The sequence below is a fragment of the Paenibacillus sp. FSL K6-1217 genome, assembly GCF_045040735.1.
GTDB lineage: Bacteria > Bacillota > Bacilli > Paenibacillales > Paenibacillaceae > Paenibacillus_AQ.
Map to the genome: position 1 here is coordinate 6,611,142 of NZ_CP150271.1, position 21,528 is coordinate 6,632,669.

Annotated in this window: 16 protein-coding genes and 1 pseudogene; 13 read left to right on the forward strand and 4 right to left on the reverse strand. The window is 50.1% G+C overall.

Annotated features, from left to right (window positions below):
- Positions 1-178: 178 nt before the first annotated feature.
- The 4 genes from ilvB (at position 179) to MHH28_RS29240 (ending at position 5,245) form a co-directional block, all read left to right on the forward strand.
- On the forward strand, positions 179-1,930 hold the full coding sequence (gene ilvB / locus MHH28_RS29225; RefSeq protein ID WP_341187466.1) for a biosynthetic-type acetolactate synthase large subunit: 1,752 nt from the start codon (positions 179-181) through the stop codon (positions 1,928-1,930).
- Between the two features lie 5 nt (positions 1,931-1,935).
- Positions 1,936-2,415, forward strand: a complete 480-nt coding sequence (gene ilvN / locus MHH28_RS29230; RefSeq protein WP_405108407.1) for an acetolactate synthase small subunit — start codon at positions 1,936-1,938, stop codon at positions 2,413-2,415.
- Between the two features lie 186 nt (positions 2,416-2,601).
- Positions 2,602-3,594 (forward strand): ketol-acid reductoisomerase, encoded by a 993-nt coding sequence (ilvC, locus tag MHH28_RS29235; protein WP_405108410.1) that lies wholly within the window; start codon positions 2,602-2,604, stop codon positions 3,592-3,594.
- A gap of 109 nt (positions 3,595-3,703) precedes the next feature.
- On the forward strand, positions 3,704-5,245 hold the full coding sequence (locus MHH28_RS29240) for a 2-isopropylmalate synthase (protein ID WP_405108412.1): 1,542 nt from the start codon (positions 3,704-3,706) through the stop codon (positions 5,243-5,245).
- A gap of 74 nt (positions 5,246-5,319) precedes the next feature.
- Here MHH28_RS29240 and MHH28_RS29245 read toward each other — a convergent pair.
- A pseudogene (locus tag MHH28_RS29245) lies at positions 5,320-6,285 on the reverse strand (IS3 family transposase); the annotation flags it as partial.
- Positions 6,195-6,497, reverse strand: coding sequence for a transposase (locus tag MHH28_RS29250; protein ID WP_405108415.1), 303 nt, complete (start codon positions 6,495-6,497; stop codon positions 6,195-6,197). The gene MHH28_RS29250 and the pseudogene MHH28_RS29245, both read right to left, overlap by 91 nt.
- A gap of 400 nt (positions 6,498-6,897) precedes the next feature.
- On the opposite strand from MHH28_RS29250, the gene MHH28_RS29255 reads away from it, so the two are divergent.
- Positions 6,898-11,859: a SpaA isopeptide-forming pilin-related protein gene (locus MHH28_RS29255; protein WP_405108417.1), complete on the forward strand. Its 4,962-nt coding sequence runs from the start codon at positions 6,898-6,900 to the stop codon at positions 11,857-11,859.
- A gap of 157 nt (positions 11,860-12,016) precedes the next feature.
- Here MHH28_RS29255 and MHH28_RS29260 read toward each other — a convergent pair whose 3' ends face one another.
- Positions 12,017-13,165 (reverse strand): response regulator, encoded by a 1,149-nt coding sequence (locus MHH28_RS29260; protein ID WP_405108420.1) that lies wholly within the window; start codon positions 13,163-13,165, stop codon positions 12,017-12,019.
- 300 nt (positions 13,166-13,465) lie between these two features.
- Between MHH28_RS29260 and MHH28_RS29265 the strand changes: the two genes are divergently transcribed.
- From MHH28_RS29265 to MHH28_RS29280, 4 genes are all read left to right on the forward strand, one after another.
- The gene (locus MHH28_RS29265) at positions 13,466-14,008 is read left to right on the forward strand and encodes an RNA polymerase sigma factor (RefSeq protein ID WP_405108423.1); all 543 of its coding nucleotides are present in this window, start codon (positions 13,466-13,468) and stop codon (positions 14,006-14,008) included.
- Entirely contained in the window at positions 14,005-14,475 is a 471-nt protein-coding gene (locus tag MHH28_RS29270; RefSeq protein WP_405108426.1) for an anti-sigma factor family protein, read from the forward strand. Before MHH28_RS29265 ends, MHH28_RS29270 begins: the two co-directional genes overlap by 4 nt.
- Positions 14,476-14,538: 63 nt before the next feature.
- Positions 14,539-15,039 carry a hypothetical protein gene (locus MHH28_RS29275; protein WP_405108428.1) on the forward strand — a complete coding sequence of 167 codons (501 nt, stop codon included), beginning with the start codon at positions 14,539-14,541 and terminating at the stop codon, positions 15,037-15,039.
- A 16-nt stretch (positions 15,040-15,055) separates the two neighbouring features.
- Positions 15,056-16,147, forward strand: a complete 1,092-nt coding sequence (locus MHH28_RS29280; RefSeq protein WP_405108430.1) for a LiaF transmembrane domain-containing protein — start codon at positions 15,056-15,058, stop codon at positions 16,145-16,147.
- An 87-nt stretch (positions 16,148-16,234) separates the two neighbouring features.
- Here MHH28_RS29280 and MHH28_RS29285 read toward each other — a convergent pair whose 3' ends face one another.
- Positions 16,235-17,215, reverse strand: a complete 981-nt coding sequence (locus MHH28_RS29285; protein ID WP_405108433.1) for an aldo/keto reductase — start codon at positions 17,213-17,215, stop codon at positions 16,235-16,237.
- Between the two features lie 229 nt (positions 17,216-17,444).
- On the opposite strand from MHH28_RS29285, the gene leuB reads away from it, so the two are divergent.
- From leuB to MHH28_RS29305, 4 genes are all read left to right on the forward strand, one after another.
- A complete protein-coding gene (gene leuB / locus MHH28_RS29290; RefSeq protein ID WP_405108435.1) occupies positions 17,445-18,527 on the forward strand; it encodes a 3-isopropylmalate dehydrogenase in 1,083 nt (360 codons plus the stop codon).
- Between the two features lie 336 nt (positions 18,528-18,863).
- Positions 18,864-19,403, forward strand: a complete 540-nt coding sequence (locus MHH28_RS29295; RefSeq protein ID WP_036727686.1) for a peroxiredoxin — start codon at positions 18,864-18,866, stop codon at positions 19,401-19,403.
- 223 nt (positions 19,404-19,626) lie between these two features.
- On the forward strand, positions 19,627-20,034 hold the full coding sequence (locus MHH28_RS29300; protein ID WP_405108438.1) for a hypothetical protein: 408 nt from the start codon (positions 19,627-19,629) through the stop codon (positions 20,032-20,034).
- A 333-nt stretch (positions 20,035-20,367) separates the two neighbouring features.
- The gene (locus MHH28_RS29305) at positions 20,368-21,471 is read left to right on the forward strand and encodes an ATP-binding protein (RefSeq protein ID WP_405108441.1); all 1,104 of its coding nucleotides are present in this window, start codon (positions 20,368-20,370) and stop codon (positions 21,469-21,471) included.
- Positions 21,472-21,528: the final 57 nt, after the last annotated feature.

Below are 21,528 nucleotides of genomic sequence, written 5' to 3' on the forward strand. Positions count from 1 at the left end.
GTGGTACCACGGAAGCTAAACCTTTCGTCCCTCACGCGCTTCTTCTGCGCGTGGGAGGCGAAAGGTTTTTTTGTTGAATAGGGAGAAAATACGGCCTGTTCGCTAATATTAAGGGTTGTTGATAAGGGCGTCCTGTCATTTGAATAATGCATGTGAATGATCGAAGGGAGGAATACTGATGAGCGCGCAATTACCGGAAGAAGTGCGGTCGATAGAGCAGTTACGTGAGAAATGGAAAAATCCAGAGGTGGTGTCGGGTTCCGAAGTCCTCTTGCGGAGTCTTGTACTGGAAGGTGTAGATACTGTATTTGGATATCCCGGCGGGGCTGTACTCTATATCTATGATGCTCTGTATGGATTCGACGATTTCAATCATATTCTGACCCGCCATGAGCAGGGAGCGATCCATGCGGCTGACGGGTATGCCAGAGCAAGCGGTAAGGTTGGCGTATGTATTGCTACTTCAGGTCCGGGAGCAACCAATCTGGTGACGGGAATCGCTACAGCTTTTATGGATTCGGTTCCGCTGGTGGTCATCACCGGTAACGTATTCTCCAGCCTGATCGGTACAGATGCTTTCCAGGAAGCGGATATTACCGGGATTACGATGCCGATTACGAAGCACAGCTATCTGGTGCGGGATGTTGAGGACCTGCCGCGTATTATTCATGAAGCCTTCCATATTGCGAATACAGGACGTAAAGGTCCGGTACTGATCGATATTCCGAAAGATGTATCAGCGGCGATGACATTGTTCACTCCGGCAGAACAGCAGGGAGTTAACCTTCGCGGCTACAATCCGCGCACGGTTCCCAATAAGCTGCAGCTGGATAAGCTGGTGAAGGCTATCGATGCAGCGGAGCGTCCGATTATTATTGCAGGCGGCGGAGTTATCTACTCTGGAGCGCATGAGTCTATGTATGAATTCGTGAAACGCACGGAGATTCCAATTACAACTACATTGCTGGGCTTGGGGTGTTACCCGAGCGGCGAAGAGTTATGGATGGGAATGCCGGGGATGCATGGCACGTACACAGCCAATAATGCCATTCAGCAATGCGATCTGCTGATTAACATCGGTGCCCGGTTCGATGACCGCGTAACGGGCAAGCTGGACGGCTTCGCTCCCAAAGCGAAGATCGTGCATATCGATATTGATCCGGCCGAGATCGGCAAGAATGTTGCCACTGATATCCCCATTGTGGGCGATGTGAAGACTGTTCTGGAAATGCTGATCCCGGATGTGAAGCGCGCCTCGAAGGCCGATGCCTGGAGAACACAGATTGCCCAGTGGAAGCTGGACCAGCCGTACCGGTACAAGGATTCGGAGACAGAGCTGAAGCCGCAATGGGTTATCCAGATGATTAATGACACCACTAATGGTGAAGCGATTGTGACTACAGACGTAGGCCAGCATCAGATGTGGGCTGCCCAATATTACAAGTTCAACCATCCGCGTTCATGGATTACTTCGGGGGGGCTTGGAACTATGGGCTTCGGTTTCCCGTCGGCGATTGGGGCGCAAATGGCACATCCGCAGCGGCTCGTAGTCTCCATTAATGGTGACGGCGGCATGCAGATGTGTTCCCAGGAGCTTGCCATCTGTGCGATCAATAAGATTCCGGTCAAAATTGTTGTCATCAACAATCAGGTGCTCGGAATGGTCCGCCAGTGGCAGAACCTGATCTATGAGAAGCGTTACAGCTATACCGATCTGGCCGGCAGCCCGGACTTTGTGAAGCTGGCTGAGGCTTATGGGGTGAAGGGCCTGCGGGCAACGAACAAGGAAGAAGCCGGAGCCGCCTGGAAAGAAGCCATGGAAACACCTGGACCCGTCCTGGTAGAATTCGTTGTCCCGAAAGACGAGAATGTCTACCCGATGGTAACCCAAGGGTCTACCATTGATCAAATGCTGATGGGGGATGAATAACAGTGATGAGACATACGATTGCTGTGCTTGTAAATGACCAGCCTGGCGTGCTGCAGCGGGTATCCGGATTATTCGGCCGCCGCGGCTTCAATATTGAGAGTATTACGGTGGGACAATCCGAAGAAGCCGGATTGTCCCGGATGGTTATCGTAACACTGGGTGACCAGCATACTCTGGAGCAGATTGAGAAGCAGCTGTACAAGCTGATTGATGTCATTAAGGTGGTTGATCTTGGGGCAAAACCAATGGTTGCCCGGGAGCTGGCACTGATTAAGGTGAAGGCCGAGCCGTCTGAGCGGCCTGAGATTATGGGCGTCGTGGAGACCTTCCGTGCCTCGGTAGTAGATATCGGTACGGCAAGCCTGCTGGTGCAGGTAGTCGGAGATACAACCAAAATCGATGCAATGATTGAGCTGCTGAAGCCTTATGGCATCAAGGAGCTGTCCCGGACCGGAGTAACCGCAATGATCCGCGGGAACGCCTGATCATCACATTTTACAGCTTTAACGGATTACTGCTTGCGTGCATTAATTTATAAGATTAGTTTAGACTTGCCCGCGAAAGAGCGGGGGCTTGAGGAGCGCGTCATTATATAGTAAGACTAATAAGCAACGTGTTCTTGAAGCACCCGCTCTTTACGATGGGTCCCAAATTAAAGGAGGATTTTGACAATGGCAGTTACAACGTACTATGAACAGGATGCAGAGCTTAGCGTATTGAAGGGAAAGACAATTGCAGTAATCGGGTACGGTAGCCAAGGACATGCCCAGGCACAGAACCTGCGTGACAGTGGTCTTCAGGTGGTTATCGGTCTGCGTGAAGGCAAATCTTTCGAAACTGCCAAGAATGACGGCTTTGAAGTATTGTCTGTGGCAGATGCAGTATCCCGTGCAGATGTGGTGCAAATCCTTATGCCGGACGAAACACAGGCATCCGTATATAAGAACGATATCGAACCGAACCTTAAGAATGGCGCGGCTCTGATGTTCTCCCACGGTTTCAATGTACATTTCGGACAAATTGTCGCTCCTAAGGATGCCGATGTGCTGCTGGTAGCTCCTAAATCCCCGGGACACATGGTTCGCCGTACTTATGTGGAAGGCTTCGGCGTTCCCGGCCTGATCGCTATTGAACAGGATGCCACCGGCAATGCCAAGGCTATTGGTCTGGCATATGCCAAAGGTATCGGCTGTACCCGCGCGGGAGTTATCGAAACTTCCTTCCGTGAAGAGACAGAAACGGATCTGTTCGGTGAACAGGCTGTTCTCTGCGGAGGTGTGTCCGAACTGATCAAGGCTGGTTTCGAGACATTGACTGAAGCCGGATATGCGCCTGAGATGGCTTACTTCGAGTGCTTGCATGAGCTGAAGCTGATCGTTGACATGGTATATGAAGGCGGATTGTCCAGCATGCGCGATTCCATCAGTAACACTGCGGAATACGGTGACTATGTAACTGGACCACGCATCATTACCGCTGAAACTAAGAAAGCGATGAAAGAAGTCCTTTCCGACATTCAACAAGGTAAATTCGCCCGCGACTTTATCTTGGAGAACCAATCCGGCCGTGCCTTCCTGACCGCTACCCGCCGCAATGAAGCCGCTCATCCGGTAGAAGTAGTCGGCAGCCAGCTGCGTGAAATGATGCACTGGATCAAGAAATAAAATCATATACTTCAGAATACAAGTAACCATAGTGTGATTCTCAGATGCGGCCGTAATTTTGCGAGCCGCATTTTGAGGGTTTATGGACAATCTTCAGGAGGTGCTCAGCATGCGGAAAATTTATGTGTTCGACACGACGCTGCGTGACGGGGAGCAGTCGCCGGGTGTGAACCTCAATACGCGTGAGAAGGTAGAAATCGCTTACCAGCTGGAGAAGCTGGGAATTGACCGGATGGAGGCAGGCTTTCCAGCCGCTTCGCCGGGAGATCTGGCTGCGGTGAACGCAGTGGCCAGAGCGGTCAAGAACGTCACCGTAATCGGTCTGTCCCGTTCCAGAGAGAGCGATATTGATGCGGTCAAGGAAGCGCTGCAGGGGGCACAGGACCCATGCATTCATATTTTCCTGGCTACATCGCCGATACACCGTCAGCATAAGCTGCGTATGGATAAGTCACAGGTGCTGGAAACGGCGCAGTCGGCGATCCGCTATGCCAAGAAGTATTTCCCCAAGCTGGAGTTCTCACTGGAGGACGCCGGCCGTACCGAGCGTGAATTCATGGCTGAAATGGTGGCGATGGCGATCCGTGAGGGGGCGAATGTGGTGAATATTCCGGATACGGTCGGTTATCTGAATCCGGCGGAATACGGGGCCATCTTCAAATTCCTGAAGGATACTGTGCCGGATATCGAGCGGGTACAGCTTAGCGCCCATTGTCATAATGATCTGGGGATGGCTACGGCCAATACCCTGGCTGCCATTCAAAATGGTGCAGACCAGATTGAAGGCACGATCAACGGGATCGGGGAGCGTGCCGGTAATACAGCGATTGAAGAGGTGGCCTTGGCGCTTGAGACCCGCAGTGAGTATTTTGACGCCAAGACCTCTCTGGTGCTGTCCGAAATATCCCGTACCAGCCGCCTCGTCAGCAAGCTGACAGGGATGGTTGTACCGGGCAACAAGGCGATTGTCGGCGCCAATGCCTTCGCTCATGAATCCGGGATTCATCAGGATGGCATGCTGAAGGAGAAAACGACCTACGAGATTATGACACCGGAAACCATCGGCCTCAAAGAAAGCAAGCTGGTGCTCGGCAAGCATTCGGGCCGTCACGCCTTCCGCGACAAGCTCAGTGATCTGGGATATGACGTCTCTGAGGAAGAGGTAAATGCAGCTTTTACCAAGTTCAAGGATCTGGCGGATAAGAAAAAGGAAGTCTCGGATGAGGATATCCTTGCGCTCCTGGAAGAAAAGCTGGTCGATACGCCGGAGACTTTCAGCCTGCAAACGATCTATGTTACGTATGGTAATGAAGCTACGCCAACGGCCAAAGTTATTATTAACGGCCAGGAGCCACAGCCGATTGTGGCGGTTGCCGAAGGCAACGGATCGGTAGACGCGATCTACAATGCCATTGATCAGGCTACAGGGGAAGAGGTCACACTTGGGGATTACTCGATCAAAGCCGTCAGCCGGGGTAAGGATGCGCAGGGTGAGGTGCATGTCGTGCTCTCGCAAGGCGAGGTAGCTGCGCAGGGCCGCGGCCTCAGCACCGATATCCTGGAAGCAAGTGCCAGAGCCTACCTGGATGCACTGAACAAGCTGATTGAGAAGCGCAAGACGTACACCAAGCGGGAGCATGCCAATCTGTAATTAAACTAATGAAAAGAAGCTTCACCGGACGAGTATGATGGTCATCCCCCTGTCAAGTAGACAGATGAAAAAAGCTAAGCAGCCAGCGCGTGCCGATACTCAATCGGCGCGCGCTGTTTAAGTTTCGCCTGAAAACGTTGGTAATTATAAAAGTAGATATAATCTTCAACCGCTTGATGAATCTCTGCTTCTGACTTACACTGGTGAAGGTACAACTTTTCTGTCTTCAGATGCGAAAAGAAGGATTCGATGCAGGCGTTATCCAGGCAGGTTGCTTTGCGAGAGTGGCTGCCCTTGACGCTGAATGCCTCTAATCGTGTGTTGTACGCCTGAGACGTGTACTGAAAGCCTTGGTCCGAATGGAGCACGGCCTCAGACACGTCTCTTTTTCGTGTCCACTGTTCAATGGTATCCAGGACGAGGTTTACGTCGTTACGCTCCGAGATCTGCCAAGCTACAATCTCATTGTTAAAGAGGTCCTGAATAGCGGACAGATAATAAAAGCGGGTGCCGTCTGAGATATACGTGATGTCCGTTACTAGCTTCTGCTGAGGTGCTGTCGCATGAAACTTACGCTTTAATCGGTTCGGATAGACCACGGAAGGAGCAGAGCCAGCACGACTCCTTTTCTTGCGAATGACGGACTGGATCGACAGCTCTTTCATGAGCCGCCATACCTTCTTGTGGTTGACGAGGTAGCCCGCCTCCCACAGGGCTGCCCGCATTCGGGGGTACCCGAAATAGGGATGAGCCAGGTGAATAGCCACCATATGCTCCTTAATGGCGTGCTCTTGCTCATGGGTATCCATTCGTCGAGCCTGTGTACCTCGCCACTTGTAGTAATTTGCCCGCGATACACCTGCAATGGTTAATAGTCGGGTGACGCCATGCTGGTCACGTAGTTCTTCGATGACGGCGTATTTGTCTTGTAGTCCAAGCTTTCCTCCATTTACAGATTTGGATACCGCTTTTTTAAGTAGTCCACCTGTGCCTTTAAGTAATCTCGTTCTTCTTCGATACTGGCAAATGTAGAACGTGGACGTCCTTTTAAAGGGCTTGTTGCCCCTTTTCGTGTATCGAGTGGCTCTCCATTCCGATATTTCTTTACCCATACTTTAAGCTGAGTACAGTTCGCAATCCCCAACCTGTCGGAGACGACCTTGTAGCTCTCACCTCCTGTAAAATAGGCTTGAATAGCCTCTGTCTTGAATTCCTCTGTGTACGATTGATATACTTGTCCCTTTTTGGCCATACAAAAATCCCCTCCAAGTTCACTCATCTCCTCATGTTAACACATGAGGTTTTTTACGAGTGTCTACTTGAAGGGGATAATACCAATGATTTGTCCGGGGACAGCTTCTTTTTTTTGTTCAAAAATCTGCTGAAATTTTTTTTCGTCAGAGCATTCAAGCTTAGAATCCAGCATGGGGTGAAATGAAACAAGTTTTTGAATGAAAAGAATGAACAAGATGAGTCAGAAAAATGAAAAATAGTTCACAATCCAGTATGGATTCCTCATATTCTGCGTTTGAAACAGATTTTTTGTCGATAAAAATATTTTATTTTTGAGTTATCTATGATTTATCTCATAATCTGTTCAGAAATTGTTCAGAGGCAGGAAGTAGAGTTACGGAAGTACAGTAAACGCGAAATTGAAGGCCCACATACATATTAGCGACAGGGGGACGATCGGGAATAAGGAAGCGGACTGGGTGAATGGCGAAGCTGGAATGTTCATTAAGCAGAAAGAGAGAGGGTATAACAATATGAAAAGAAAGACGATAGGCGCCTGGTTGGTTGTAGTAATGCTGATTACACAGTTTGCCAACGGTTTCGGATTCATGACGAAGGTTAAGGCGGATGGGACGGATAATATCATCACCAGTGTTACTATGGCCGTGTATGAGAATGGCACACAGGTCACGGATAACGTGTACAAACTGGATTCTGAGGTTAAAGTAGGGTTGACCTTCCAGCTTCCAGTTATAGACCCTGAGACTGGAGCTCATGGCTATAAGGATGGGGATACGTTCGTATATCAGTTGCCTTACCAGTTAGCCATCGACCAATCTTACACGGGCGACTTGGTATACAGTGGTGTAGCATCGGGGAAAATCGGAACGTACAAAGTCGGTACCGACAACAAAGTGGTGCTTACGTTCAATAAAGATATCGAAGGCTTGTTTAATGTAGGCGGTACTTTTAATGTAACGTCCAAACTTAGTTCCACCAAAGTCACTGGCACCACGACTCAGGAACTGCTATTCCCGGTTGCCGGGAATCTGAATAATACGATTGTAATCAAAGTCCATCCTAAGGGCGGCACCAGCATTATTAAGGACGGGATTCCACAGCCGCAAAAATATAATCCGTCCAGCATCCTCTGGACCGTTGATGTGAACACGGTGCAGGATGAAGTATACAAAGCGGTCGTTACTGACCCTATTCCGGCAGGCTTGGAGCTGGATGCAAGTTCAATCAAAGTCTATAAGCTTACGGTTGATGTTCAGGGTAAAGTGACTCATCAAGCAGAGATCAATTCGGATCAATATGATGCTTCAGGAAGCACAGTAAGCAACTTGAATCTGAAGTTCAACAATACGATTACTGAGGCGTATCGGGTGAACTTCTCGACCAAGATTACAGATGCATCGGTCAAAAAATTCACTAATACCGCTACGCTTACTGGTGAGGGAATCACTAAGGATTCTTCTAAAGACGTTGATATTGTGCGCGGAGTTCCGTTGAAGAAGACTGCGGGAAGTTTCGATCCCGCGACTGAAACGATTCCTTGGGAAATTCAATTCAACTATAATGAACAGGCCATTACATCTGCGAATGCTGTATTAATGGATTATTTCAACGACACCCAGGTACTGGTTGAAGATTCATTTGTCGTATACAAAATTCAATTGGATCAGGATGGGCAAGAAGTAGGAAGCGGTACTCCAATTGTGAAGGGAACCGATTACACTCTAACCTCGCCTTTGACCGACATAAAAGATAAGACCGGGTTCAAACTGCAATTTAACAACGATATCAATACTGCATATAAAATTAAATATAAAACCAAAGTCAAAGATCGTGTATACGGATATACGGAAACCATCCGCAATGATGTGACCTACAACGGCGAGACCAAATGGGCTACACGTGATATTAACCAGCGCATCGTGGAGAAAAAGGTCGCTGATGTAGACTATTTGAACAAGACGGTAAAATGGACCGTCTATGTAAACCAAGATTCTAGAGTGATGAACAATCTGGTGCTGACGGATACCTTTGATAATGGCGGATTGAAATTAATCGAGCCGATCAATATTACTTTGACACCAGCTATGAACAGCGCAGATTATACGATTACACCAAACGGTTCGAGTTATGCCAAGGGTGACGGGTTTACCATCACATTCTCGAAGCCTATCAATAAGCCGTTTACGGTAACGTATACGACTAGTTTTGACTATTACAAATTGAGTGGTGCAACCAGCTTCAAAAACACCGCACAGCTCGATTGGAAGGATGCTAACGGTGATGATCATTCCATTAAGGATGATGCAACCTTTGATCCGCGGTCTGAAGTCAAAAACAACGGTAAGAAAACAGGTTCATACGATGTAAAGACCAAACAGCTTACATGGACAGTAAGAGCCAACTATAACAAGCGGGATCTGGCAGCAGGGGCTACGCTGGTGGATACAATTCCCGCAGGCCAGAAAGCAACTAGTGTAACTGCAGTAGTCTATAAATTTGATTACAAAGAGAATGGAGATCCTGTTAGAGGTGCTGTGATAGACGCTTCGAAATACGAACTGAACGTCACAGACAAACAACTTACCGTGAAATTCAAAGAGAAGGTCGATTATGCCTTCGAAGTGGTCTTCAGCACGGAGTTCATTAGCGGGGATGTTAACAAAGGGACTGTAAAGAATACAGCCATCTTATATGACAAGGACAACAAGAATGTATCAGAGCCCCTTGAAGCAACAGTAACGATTCCTAAAGGCGGCGAATATGTAGCTAAGGGCGTAACTCAGGATAGCAATGACCAGACGCTCCTGAACTGGAAAGTGGTCATCAATGCCAACCAATCAGTTGTCAAAGACGTAAAACTGGAAGATAATCCTAGCACAAATCAGGTGCTGCTGCCGGGCAGCTTCCATCTCTTTGAGACCACTGTTGATAGTGATGGGAAGGCAGTAACTCCTAAGCCAGAGAACGAGTTGAAACGGGATGTTGATTACACCCTTACCTTCAAAACGAGCACAGATGGGAAAGAAAGCTTTGAGCTGGTCTTCCTGAACCCGAACCCGATCAGCAAGCCGTACATTCTAGCTTATCAGTCGGTTGTGACTGAGGCGGGAAATAATGTACAGCTGAAAAATGCCATCTCGTTTAGCGGTGTTGGTGTAGACAAGATTTCTAAACCTGTTACATCCGAGAAAAGCATTAAAATTGTAGACACTTCCGGTACAGGAAGCGGCGTTACAGGCGCGCTAACCGTAACCAAGACCAATCAGGCCGGCGATGAAAAGCTTAAAGGTGCCGAGTTCGCACTCTCACGGGTGATTGGAACGGAACTGAAGGAGACTCAAAAACAGACTTCTTCAGCAGACGGAAAGCTGACTTTTGAAAATCTCAAGGCTGGTAAGTACGTACTGAAAGAAACTAAAGCTCCGGCAGGCTACTCGCTGGACAGCACCGAGCATAAAGTAACAATTAATTCGTCCACGCCTGTGCTGCTTACCATCAAGAATGATTTCTTCGGTTCACTCAAGCTGACTAAAGTGGATGTGAATGATTCCAAGAAGAAGCTGGAAGGCGCAGTATTTGAACTGTTTGACTCCATGAACGCACTAGTAGGAACGAAAACAACTGATGTCAACGGTGAGTTGGTATTCACCAAACTTAAAGGCGGGGAGTATACCCTGAAAGAGAAAACTGCCCCTGCCGGTTATGTCCTGGAAACCAAAGTCATTAATGTGACCATTGATCCATCTCAAGAGAAAATTGTTACAGTGACTAACGCACTGATTCCTGCCGAAGTCTTCGGCTCGCTCAAGGTAACTAAGGTTGCTGAGCAGGATGCCAGCAAGAAGCTGGAAGGCGCAGAATTCGGACTGTATGATTCCGCTAAGAAGCTTGTGGCAAATGGAAAAACAGACACTAACGGTGTATTGGAATTCAAATCGCTGAAGCTCGGATCATACACACTGAAGGAGCTTGCTGCCCCTGCCGGTTATGTTCTGGATGCAACAGAGTATCCTGTAACGATTGATTCCGGCGTACAAAAGGTGCTCTCGCCTATCACGAACAAACTGATTCCAGCCGAAGTCTTTGGTTCACTCAAGCTGACTAAGGTGGCTGAGCAGGATGCCAGCAAGAAGCTGGAAGGCGCAGAATTCGGACTGTATGATTCTGCCAAGAAATTAGTGGCAAGTGGTAAAACAGACGCTAACGGCGAATTGGAATTCAAATCGCTGAAGCTCGGAACATACACACTGAAGGAGCTTACTGCCCCTGCCGGTTATGTTCTGGATGCAACAGAGCATCCTGTAACGATTGATTCCGGCGTACAAAAGGTGCTGTCACCTATCACGAACAAACTGATTCCAGCCGAAGTCTTTGGTTCACTCAAGCTGACTAAGGTTGATGAGGAGGATACGAACAAGAAGCTTGCAGGCGCAGAGTTCGGGCTGTATGATTCTGCCAAGAAGCTCATTGTAAGCGGCAAAACAGATGTAAATGGGGAACTGGTATTCACTTCCCTGAAGTTCGGAACATACACCCTTAAGGAAATTACAGCTCCAGCAGGTTATGTTCTGGATGCCACAGAGCATCCTGTAACGATCGATTCAGGCGTGCAAAAAGTGTTGTCGCCGATTAGTAACAAAAAAGTGACTACACCGCCGACAGAACCGACAGCAACACCGACGCCAACAGCAACGCCGACAGCAACACCAACACCAGTTACAGAACCAACAGCAACACCAGTACCAACATCACCGCCGGTGTACTACACACCGACACCTGGACCATCAAGCATTCCTGGGGTTGTCGGTACACCGACGCCGACACCATCGGTAACGCCAGCGCCAACAGTGACTCCGGCTGCTTCTAGTACGCCTGGAGCAACAGTAACACCAGGGGTAACGCCAGCAGCAACACCGGCCCAGCCTGGAACGGTCAGCACTCCAACGCCGCAAGCCACTCAGGTGACTACAGTTGAGGAAGTGCCTATCGAAGGCGAGATTCCGCTGGGAGGTATTCCTAGCATCGGCGACGAGCCGGCGCATGGTACGGTAGTCATTACACCGGACGGCAAATGGGTATATACACCAGACCCAGGCTACACCGGCAAGGATAAATTCACTATTGTCGTTACAGATGAAGACGGCAATGAGGAAGAGATTACGATTGAAGTTGGAGTCGATGAAGTGCCTAAGGGCACGGTTTCAGAACCGACTGACAAAGGCAACAACAACAACGGACTTCCGGGCCAGCTTCCACAGACCGGAGAAGAAAGTCCTCTCCCGCTGTATCTGACTGGCGGCGGATTGATTATTCTGGGAGCGGTACTGGCCAGAAGATTTAATGCCCGCAAGAAAATGTAGGAGAGTGCCTCATCAGCGATTAACAAGCTGACAAGGCAGTATACACAAAGACACCCGCAGCAGGCTGCGGGTGTCTTTGCTTTTATAAATAATTAGAATGGATTAAAAGTACCGTCCTTTACAAAGGACAGCATAGCTTGGTTCTGCGTATGGACAATTACATGCTTCGGAGGTTAAGATGCTTCCACTCCTCATACCAGCGCTTAATGCTCGCGGGCGGCTTCACGCCGAGCTCCCGGTTCAGTAATTCCGTCAGAGTATGATATTGTTCCTCTACAGCTGAGCGCTCTCCTATGCTGTCGTAGACCTTCATCAGGCCCAGATGCCCCTGTTCGAAATAAGGCTGGAGCTGCACCACCCTCTGGTACACGGTTACCGCTTCCGGTATCCGGCCGCTGCTGACATAGAATTCGGCGATATTCATGGCGTGATGCAGCCAGATGGTCCGCAGGCGCTGCCGTTCCCCTTCTGCCCAGAGGTAATCGTAATCGTTCAGATAGTCGCCCGAATAGAATTCGAATAACCGCTGATGCTCCTCATAGTTGTCCTTATTGATGGCATCCTGGGTAAGAATGCCCTTCTCCCATTCGTAGCTGTCAATCAGCAGGCTGCCGGTCTCCAGGGTGTAGCCTTCTCCTCCGCTGGCATTGCTGATCTGCAGATCGATCTCTGCCTGCTTCAGGCATTGCCGAACCTGATAAATCGTTGTATAAAGATGAGTGGAGGCCTTTTTGAGATTGAAATCGGGCCACAGCAGATCGGTCAGGGTATCTTTGCTCACGAACCGGTTGCGGTTATGGAATAAATAAGCGAATAATTCCTGTGCCTTGGAGGTGCGCCAGCGGATATTGGGAAGCGGCTGGCCGCCCCGTTCGAATCTTAAAGACTGGAAGCTGCGGATCATAATCGTCTGCGCAGGCTTGCTGGAATCCTCCTGGGCCTGACTGACACGCTCCTCCAGCCGTTCAATGGTCTTCAGCAGACGGCCCCGCTGTACAGGCTTAAGAATATAGTCAAGCGCATACAGCTCGAACGCTTCAATCGCATAGCTGTTATGGGCAGTCACAAATACGATGCTTGCCTGCGGGCATAACCTTTGCATGGCTTCTGCAGCCTGGACGCCATTCATCTCAGGCATATCAATGTCGAGGAAAATCACATCAGGGCGGAGCTGTGAAGCTGCACGGACCGCCTCGGAAGGATCGGTATAAGCAGCGATTACATTTATGGTTGTCAGTTCCTCCAGCATCATTTTCAGCTTCATGAGAGCAAGCCGTTCATCATCTACCAGCAAGGCCTGAATCATTTCTATCCCACCACTTCATTAAGGAATGTTGTCTTGTCGTAAGCTGTTAAGCTGTATTTTACCGTATTATGCCGCAGATTGAACAGAATTTGGGAAATTATTTTCTGATCGGATCGAGCAGGGAAGTAAAATCTATAATGTAAGGGTAATTCGACAAGGAGGCGGGTTCTCCTTCCTTGAGCATATTGGAGCGGTTATTTTTAACGGAAATGCTGCTATTCCAAAAAAAATTAAAAAACATGCAGGGGAACCTTAAAGCCGGGCGTCTAACGTTATGTAACTGAAGGAGGGAAGAAAGACTTGGAAGAGACGGAGTGGATCAGTGCTGTGCTGAGCGGGGAGCATCAGGCCTTCGGGAATCTGGTAACCCGTTATCAGGGCATGGTATATAGCGTATGCATCAAAATTACCGGAGAAGCCGAGTCTGCCAAGGATATGGCTCAGGAAGTCTTCATCAAAGCCTATAAAGCCCTTCCCACCTTCAGGGGACAGTCTTCCTTCTCCACCTGGCTGTACCGGATCGCTTACCGCACCTGTCTGGACTGGAAACGGGCCAACGACCGGGAATGGCGGCACCGGAGTGCAGCGGATTACACAGAGAATGACTGGGTGACCTCACAGACACCTGAACAGGCAGTGCTCCGCAAGGAGGCCTCCCAGGAACTGGGTGAGAACCTGAATAGTCTGGCGGAACCGTACCGGTCGGTTGTGCAGCTGTACTATTTTCAGCGTCACTCGTATCAGGAGATTGCTGAGCAAAAAGGAATTTCGGTTAAAACGGTTGAATCGCAGCTCTATCGGGCCAGACAGATGATGCGCAAAAGCGGGGAGGAATGGCGATGAATTGTTCAACAGTAAAAGAGTGGATGCCGCATTATATAGATGGACAGTTGTCACCTGAGGCCCAGCAGGCCATTCATCTGCACGCCCAGACCTGTCCCGGCTGCGCGGAATGGCTGGAGGAGGCGCGTGAACTTGCGGCGATGTGGAGCGGGATGGAAGCCGCACTCAACCTTAACGGAGAGGAACCCGTGTTGCCGCATGACTTCCCGGATCTGACCGGGGAGGTTATGGCTAAGATCGGCCAGCTGGAGAGCGGGCGCAGAGAACGGGTAGTGAAATCAACCATGTCCAGACGGCGCACAACCCGGGGAACCTCCTGGATGCATTACGGCGTGGCGGTCGGTCTGACATTTCTCTTGCTGCAGCTTGGCGTATTCGAGAATTTGGCCTACGGCATCACTGAAATTAACGGGCATATGTCCACTTCGGTCAGCTCCTGGTTCGGTCCGCAAGGGAACAACAAATAAACTAATCAATACCGGCTTTGCCGGCTATCTATTATTGCTACAAAACTTATGGGAGGGTAATCTATGATTAAGAAAAGACGCTGGCTCACGTTTCTCCTGGCTATGGTTCCGGGACTGGGCCACATGTATCTGGGCTTTAAAAAAATGGGCCTGGAGTATATGATTGGAGCATCGCTCTGTATTATATTCATTCCGTCCATGCCTGCTGTATTTCCGTTCGCGCTTGCTGCGCTCTGGTTCTATCAATTATTCGATGCGCTGCAAAAGGCGGCTTGGATGAAGGTATCGGCTGCCGAGCATGAGCGGATGATGTTCCATCCGGATAGCTTTGGCGCACCTTGGACGATGGGCATGACTGCACCTCCGATGTACCCGCATGATGATGTGAATCCGGTGTGGGTCGGTATAGGATGTGTTATAGCAGGCATCCTGCTGCTGCTCATCACTGCATTTCCCGCTCTGTGGGACCTGCTCAACGATATGAACATCGGGGCGATTCTGCTGTCGCTTGCCCTGATCGGCTATGGATTCAGAATGCTGAAGAATAATTCAAAAGTATCGTGAAATGGGGAATTAAAGGATGGGGAGATGGAAAATCGGCAGCTTTACCGCCGCAATAGGGTGCATTATAGTAGGGGTTATTGTAGTCATGGCCCAGTACGGTGTAATCACTTACGATGTACTGGGTTATATCTGGCCGGCTCTGCTGATCCTGTTCGGCCTGGAGATGCTGCTCAGGCTCTTCATTAAATCCGATGTCAAGAGCCGCGTAAGCGGCTGGGCCGTTCTACTGATCCTCGTACTTGTCGCGGCAAGCGGGGCACAGACGGTGCTGGCGGGGGGCTCACTGAGCAGTATCTTCGGCAATACCAAGCTGGTGCCGGTGAACGGGAAGACAGAAGTGCAGCAGGATATTAAGAATGTGCGGATTGATTTGCCCCAGGGTAAGGTTAAGCTTCAGGGCGTGGAAGGGAACACGCTGACGTATGAAGGCAAGCTGGAGCTGCCGGGCAGTACAGACAATGAAGCGGCAAGTGCCCTGGAGCGTAAATGGAAGGTAACGACCGAAGGCGACACGCTTGTGATGAAGCTGGAGGGAGATTCAGGCTGGCTCTCCAACATCCAGATCGGCTTCAATAACAATGCGCCCTATCTGAATGTCAGCATTCCGCAGAATCTGGCCGCCCAGGTGGAGACCAGTGACGGCTCCATTGAAGCCGGGGGGCTGGCGGCAGGCATCAGTGTGGATACGAGCAACGGAACCATGGATATCCATGACGTCTCCGGCGGTGTGAAGGCTCATACCAGTAACGGCACGCTAACAGTACAGAATGTACAGGGCGGAGCAGACCTGGTTAGCTCGAACGGTGCAATTACGCTGGGGAATATTGACGGCGCCGTGTCTGCCAGAAGCAGCAACGGCAAGATTACAGTCCATTCAGCAATCACGGGGAAGTGGGAGCTGAAGTCCAGCAACGGCAAGATTGTTGCCAGTCTTCCGGCAGTAACGGATGCCAAGATCACGGCAGATACCAGCAACGGATCGCTTAAAGGCAATGTGGACTGGGGCGGCGGCGATGAGGATCACGGAACGGTTGTACTTGGCAAAGGGACCCATGAGGTATCCTTATCAACCAGCAATGGTTCAATAACCGTGGATACGGCACAATAATGAATGGAACAAAGAGCTGTTGACCGCAAAGAAATTGCGGAGCAACAGCTCTTATTTGTAGGAAGAGACGAAGGTACAGGGAGCTTCTTACCAGGCATAGGCCTTCGGGGCCGCACCGCCGGGTCCGGGGAAAATCTCGTCCAGACGTTTCAGCACAGACTCGTCCAGAACGACCTCCAGGCTGCGCAGTGCGCTCTCGAACTGCTCCAGCGTACGCGGTCCGATAATCGGAGCCGTTACGGCAGGGTTCGCGAGCAGCCAGGCCAAAGCGATATTATCCTGCGGCTCGCCCAGCTCCAGGCTCAGCTCAGCAAAGGCCTCAAGCTGCTGCTTGTGCTGCTCCACACGCTCTGCGTTGCCGCCGCTGCGGCTGCCCTCGATCTTCTTCAGCGCGTTGCGGCCCAGCAGCCCTCCATCCAGCGGACTCCACGGAATAATGCCGAGGCCCAGATGCTGCGCGGCAGGCAGAACCTCAAGCTCCGGCAGACGGCAGGTCAGACTGTATTTATGCTGTTCCGATACCAGTCCAAGGAACCCGCGTGCCTTCGCTTCCTGCTGGGCAACGGCAATATCCCAGCCGGCGAAGTTGCTGGAGCCGGTGTAGCCGATCTTGCCTTGGCTGACAGCAAGCTCGAAGGCGCCCCACAGCTCGTCCCAGGACACGTTACGGTCGATATGGTGCATCTGGTAGAGTTCGATGTGATCGGTCTGCAGACGCTGCAGAGAGCCTTCCAGATGACGGCGGATAATGTAGGAAGAGAGGCCGCCTTCATCGTTGGGTCCATCCAGCTTGTCGCTCATCGCCCCGTAGACCTTGGTCGCCAGGACAACCTTCTCACGGCGTCCGCCGCCCTGCTTGAACCAGCGGCCGATAATGGTCTCGGTCAGGCCCGAGTTCTCGCCCCATCCATACACATTGGCGGTATCGAAAAATTGGACTCCCGCGTCCAGCGCCGCATCCATAATGCGGAAGGCCTCCTTCTCATCAGTGATGGGACCAAAGTTCATCGTCCCCAGACAGAGGCGGCTTACCTTCATACCAGACTTGCCGAGCTTCGCGTATTGCATCTTAAGATCACTCCCTCTTCCATATGATTAGAGATCCGATAAGTTTGAACTGCCCATTAATTGTAATCAATTGGCGGGACAAGGGCAAATCCGCACTCTGCTCCGCTTATAGGCTATATCTATGAACGTGATAGAATCTATATCTTTGTCCTTTGCCCTCCGTTATGATACAACAATATACAGAAGAACTATGTCTGCGACCAGCAGGACTACCTAAGGAGTGACAGGAATGAGCGAGGTCAAAAAAATCGCCGTAATTGCCGGGGACGGTATCGGACCAGAAGTTGTAGCTGAAGCGGAAAAGGTATTGAAAAGAACGGAAGAGCTGTTCGGGTATACATTTGAAACGGAGCATGCCCTGTTCGGCGGGATCGCCATTGATGAACGCGGAACTCCGCTGCCTGAGGATACACTGGACATCTGCCGCAGCGCTGATGCTGTGTTGCTTGGAGCCGTAGGCGGACCGAAATGGGATAACAATCCGAAGGAGCTGCGTCCGGAGACCGGACTTCTGGGTATCCGCAAGGCGCTTGGTCTATTCTCCAATCTGCGTCCGGCGGTAGTCTTCGATTGCCTTAAGGATGCTTCGACGCTGAAGCCGGAAGTACTGGAAGGTACGGACCTGATGGTAGTGCGTGAACTGACAGGTGGGATCTACTTCGGGGACAAGCTGCGCCGTCAAGGCGAGCATGGGGAAGAAGCGGTAGATACTTGTGTCTACAATGTCATGGAGGTTGAGCGGATCGTACGCCAGGCGTTCGAGATTGCCGGGAAGCGCCGGGGGAAGCTGGCGAGTGTCGACAAAGCCAATGTACTGGAGACTTCCCGTCTGTGGCGTGAAGTGGTGAACAGACTGGCGCCGGAATATCCGCAGGTTGAGGTTGAGCATGTGCTGGTGGATAACTGTGCCATGCAGCTGCTGCGCCGTCCTTCGAGCTTCGATGTCATCGTGACCGAGAATATGTTCGGCGATATCCTGAGTGATGAAGCAGCGATGCTGACAGGCTCCATTGGCATGCTGGCCTCCGCTTCGCTGGGAGAAGGCAGCTACGGCCTGTATGAGCCGGTTCACGGCTCTGCGCCTGATATTGCCGGTCAAGGGCTGGCGAACCCGATCGCCACGATCCTGTCGCTTGCGCTGATGTTCCGCATGACCTTCGGCTACGAGAAAGCCGCCGCTGCCATTGAAGCTGCAGTTGCGGAGGTGCTGGATGCCGGTCACCGGACGAGTGATATCGCAGTCGATAAGAGCAAGGCGATCAGCACCGCGGAGATGGGTGACCTGATCGTGGCCGCTATCCGTACAGCCTAGTTCTACCACATCTGTCCCTTTTGACGCAGAACAAGTGGAAACGGCATTGCCGTCCTTTTAAAGGACGGTACCGTTTCAGCGAGAAATAGAAGGATAATGTATAGCGTGAAACCTATACATTCTTCTATTTTGAAGAAAAACTTCACAAAATGTTGCTTATTTATAATTATTATAAAAAAGTAATCAGTGTAATATTGACTTTGATTTTGTACGATGATAACATTTGGTCTGTACCATTAAGAATGTTACCATCCCTTAAAATCAAGAAAAGCATATTGCATCCGGCATCGGCCCGGTAGCTGTTTTTCTTACATAATCAAAAGGAGGATTTAAGCAATGGCAGAACGTTTGGTAGGTAAACCCGCTCCTGACTTCTTCATGGAGACAGTAACAGGCGACGGTAAGGATTTCGGTAAGGTAAGCTTGTCCGACTATCGCGGCAAATGGCTTGTATTCTTCTTCTATCCGCTTGATTTCACCTTCGTATGTCCAACAGAAATTACAGCGTTGAGTGATGCAGCTGCTGATTTCGCAGAGCTGGATACAGAAATTCTCGGTGTGAGCATTGACTCCATCCATAGCCACAAGGCTTGGTTGTCTACACCTAAGGATATGAACGGTCTTGGCCAGATCAACTTCCCGCTGGCTTCTGACATCACGAAGAAGGTTGCCAGCGATTACGGCGTCCTGATCGAAGAAGAGGGCATTGCGCTGCGCGGACTCTTCATCATTGATCCAGAAGGTGAACTGAAGTATCAGGTTGTTAACCACAATGATGTAGGCCGCAGTGTTGAAGAGACATTGCGTGTGCTGCAGGCTCTCCAATCCGGCGGGCTGTGCGCTATGAACTGGAAACCGGGCGACAAGAACCTGTAAGCTTCCGGGCCTCATCAGCCGCGATCTTTGATATACTAAGAGGACCTCCTTGCGGGAAGTATTATTCCCTTCAAGGAGGTTTTTTGTAAACATTAGGCTACACGTTTGAAAATGGGCATAAAGGTTAATATATAGCTTGTAAGGGGAGGAATCTCTCCCGTTGTTTTGTAATATAATAATAGGAATTCAAATCAACGACAACACTCAAGGAGGGTGAACAAAAATGAGCTTTTGCTGTGGAGCGAGTATGGTTGGAACGAAGGGGACCCTAAAGCATTATCGCACGCAAGTCCATAATGTTCCCCTGCTTTTTTGTCCGGTATGCCACCGGGTAGAGGTACACTACAAAGTCGAAAATGAATATGAAATTCTGGCGGAATATGCCCATGGCGACGGCGTCACGGATGTGGATTTCCAGGATTATGTGATGGAGGAAGAGGAAGCGATCTTCGAGAACGTCATCAATATGGAGAGCGAAGACCCGCTTGCTATCGTGCGCAGCCAGATCGACATGTCGCTGGACCTGCTGGCTATTGCGAAACAGATCGGCGACTCCAAATGGGAACGTGAGCTGAAGAAGCGCCTGGCTGTTATGAGCCAGCGGCGTCACCGGCTCCAGCAGAAGGCTTAAATAACCACCTTGATACTGCCTCCATCAGGTTATAAATTAGTGAGCTCCCGCCTACTGGCGGGGGCTCTTTTCAATGTATTTGCAGGAAACAAATCATTCCCAGCCTATTAAATGTGTCTTTAGAATCATTTTATGAATATTTTTGCCATTCGACAGATTCTCTGATTGCGTTGTCTTCTTCTCTTGGATATGATTGGAATATAGTTGAAACGGTTGGATAATACAATACGATTTTCGAATGTTCTGGCGGCTTCGTCATATACTCAGATACATAGTAATTTGATGTCGCTTAAGCGTCTTCGTCAATTGCAGTAAAAGGGGGAACTTCGTATCGTGATAAGCCAATATCAGGAAAGCTTGCTTTTATCGGCAAGAACGTTTCAATCTGGTCCAATGGATACAACATTCGAGGATGTGCTGGAGCACATCGACAGCGGGATTCTGCTTTTTGATGATGAAGGGGTACTGACTTTCGTCAACAAGCAGATGTACGGCATTCTGGAGCTTAACCGTCATTCTCTTCTGGGCTGCACACTGCATCATCTGTTATCCCATTTTCAGCTCAGCCGGTTCAAGAAGAAGCAGGTCTTGCGGAGTTATCGTGAAATGGTGCTCAAAGGTAAGCCAAGCTATGAATTCGTAGATGAATATGGACGGTACTGGCGCGCTTCTCTCAGCAGCGGAGAGGAAATGAAGGGCAGCTACCTGTTCACACTCAAAGAGATCTCTGATTATAAGCTGATCGAACAGACCGCCTACCAGAATGACAGCCTGGCCATGCTGGGCCGGTTATCAGCCTCCATTGCCCATGAGATCCGCAATCCGCTGACAGCGATCCGGGGCTTCATTCAACTCCTTCATCCCCATCTGCATCTGCTAGGCAAAGAGGAATATGCGAAGATTATATTGGCGGAGATTGACCGCGCTAATGACATTATTCATGAATTTCTGACTTCCTCCAAGCCTTCTGTACCGCAGGTCGGCTTGATTCCTGTCGCTGCCCTGCTGAAGGAAGTGGTCCTGCTGACAGAGAGCGAGGCCTTGATGAAGGGCTGCCAGATTAATCTGCAGGTGCTTCAGGAGGATCTGTTCATCTCGGGAGATATTAAGCAAATGAAGCAGGTTGTGCTTAACATGATCAGAAATGCCATGGAAGCGATCGCCGAACGGGAGGATGATTCCATGGGCAGAGTAGAGGTCGGGGCGCGCAAAGAAGGGACAGAGGTGCGCATCTTCATCTCTGACAATGGCAAGGGGATGGATATCTGCACGCTCGACAGACTGTTCAATCCGTTCTTCACCACAAAGGAGAATGGAACGGGACTCGGGCTCTCCGTGAGTGACCGCATTATTAAGAATCATGGCGGCTGCATCTCGGTCAGCAGCAGGCTGAATGAAGGAACAAGGTTCGTCATTTCGCTTCCGCTTATTCATTAATACTTCTTCTAAGCCTGGTGTTCTCGGTGGAGTGCATACGGGGTATAATTAATATGT

What these genes read in the sequence shown, in the direction of transcription:
- MHH28_RS29285 (WP_405108433.1), bottom strand. Translation starts at nt 17,215, where the DNA reads ATGCAATACGCGAAGCTCGGCAAGTCTGGTATGAAGGTAAGCCGCCTC.
- ilvC (WP_405108410.1), top strand. Translation starts at nt 2,602, where the DNA reads ATGGCAGTTACAACGTACTATGAACAGGATGCAGAGCTTAGCGTATTG.
- MHH28_RS29260 (WP_405108420.1), bottom strand. Translation starts at nt 13,165, where the DNA reads ATGATTCAGGCCTTGCTGGTAGATGATGAACGGCTTGCTCTCATGAAG.
- ilvB (WP_341187466.1), top strand. Translation starts at nt 179, where the DNA reads ATGAGCGCGCAATTACCGGAAGAAGTGCGGTCGATAGAGCAGTTACGT.
- MHH28_RS29240 (WP_405108412.1), top strand. Translation starts at nt 3,704, where the DNA reads ATGCGGAAAATTTATGTGTTCGACACGACGCTGCGTGACGGGGAGCAG.
- MHH28_RS29270 (WP_405108426.1), top strand. Translation starts at nt 14,005, where the DNA reads ATGAATTGTTCAACAGTAAAAGAGTGGATGCCGCATTATATAGATGGA.
- MHH28_RS29295 (WP_036727686.1), top strand. Translation starts at nt 18,864, where the DNA reads ATGGCAGAACGTTTGGTAGGTAAACCCGCTCCTGACTTCTTCATGGAG.
- MHH28_RS29280 (WP_405108430.1), top strand. Translation starts at nt 15,056, where the DNA reads ATGGGGAGATGGAAAATCGGCAGCTTTACCGCCGCAATAGGGTGCATT.
- MHH28_RS29275 (WP_405108428.1), top strand. Translation starts at nt 14,539, where the DNA reads ATGATTAAGAAAAGACGCTGGCTCACGTTTCTCCTGGCTATGGTTCCG.
- leuB (WP_405108435.1), top strand. Translation starts at nt 17,445, where the DNA reads ATGAGCGAGGTCAAAAAAATCGCCGTAATTGCCGGGGACGGTATCGGA.
- MHH28_RS29250 (WP_405108415.1), bottom strand. Translation starts at nt 6,497, where the DNA reads ATGGCCAAAAAGGGACAAGTATATCAATCGTACACAGAGGAATTCAAG.
- ilvN (WP_405108407.1), top strand. Translation starts at nt 1,936, where the DNA reads ATGAGACATACGATTGCTGTGCTTGTAAATGACCAGCCTGGCGTGCTG.
- MHH28_RS29300 (WP_405108438.1), top strand. Translation starts at nt 19,627, where the DNA reads ATGAGCTTTTGCTGTGGAGCGAGTATGGTTGGAACGAAGGGGACCCTA.